Raw genomic sequence first — 937 nt, forward strand, 5'->3', positions numbered from 1 at the left:
GCCTGCTGATCTGCTACGACAAATCGTGGCCAGAGGGGTGCCGAGAACTTACCCTTTCGGGGGCCGAACTGCTGGTGATAGGTTCCGCGTGGAGCGCAACTCCTGGCCACGGCGACCGCGAAAACAACTCCGCAGTGCGCAGGTACGACCTATTCGACCGTGTGCGGGCTTTAGAAAACAGCCGCTGGCTCATCTCATCAAATTTCGTTGGTGAACATGGTGGATCAAACTTTATTGGCTTCAGCCAGATTATCGATCCGCTCGGCGGGATCATTATAAGCAGCGGCCTTGACCAAATTGGAGTAGTCACTGCGGAGGTAGATATCTGTGCCGGGCTTGCCGGCGCTTCAGCGCTTTATTGGGGGCCGCGCCTCATTAGGGACCGTCGTGCTGATACCTACAAGGTGCTTAATGGTTCCTTACCAGTCCTGGTGGACGGCTGACAGATCGCTTTTGTCGAAAGCTTCGGCGTTAGAAGCCCAGTTTGAGCCCTGAGGGTTGTCGCACCTTCAAGGATCGCAGTCACGATGAGCCACCAGAGACGCCTGAACCATGCGAGGAGGGGCGCGGAGATGGCGGCCACTCACGAACTTCGGCCCAGATTGCCATCCTCTTTCAGGTGGCCGATCACGGGTTCGTTGGCTCAGCGAAGCTCGCGTTTGATCGCGCCGTGGACGCCGCGCTTCTGGCCCGAGATGGAGACGAGCCAAGGCCGTGGTGTGTGGTCCGCAGAAGTCCTTAGTAGGCCCGTTCGACGGGGCAGCCCGTCGGTGTCCAGTCTCCTCAATCACCTGGTCGAGCGCCACGCGCCATCTTGTTGGAAGGCGAGCACGCCTACGGCTCTGCCGCTGCCGACGGGTGCGGGCCGACAGAGGACGCGCCGTTCCTTGGACGGTCGAGCAGAAGCTGGCGATGCGTGAGGAGCAGGATTCCAGTG

At 60.1% G+C, this 937-nt stretch carries 1 protein-coding gene; it reads left to right on the forward strand.

Features of this window, described 5'->3' with window-relative positions; genetic code table 11:
* Positions 1 to 443: carbon-nitrogen hydrolase family protein (locus EOA38_RS37725; protein WP_145966342.1), on the forward strand; the 443-nt coding region annotated here is incomplete at its 5' end.
* Positions 444 to 937 lie beyond the last annotated feature (494 nt).

This window comes from Mesorhizobium sp. M1E.F.Ca.ET.041.01.1.1 (assembly GCF_003997355.1).
Lineage (GTDB): Bacteria > Pseudomonadota > Alphaproteobacteria > Rhizobiales > Rhizobiaceae > Mesorhizobium.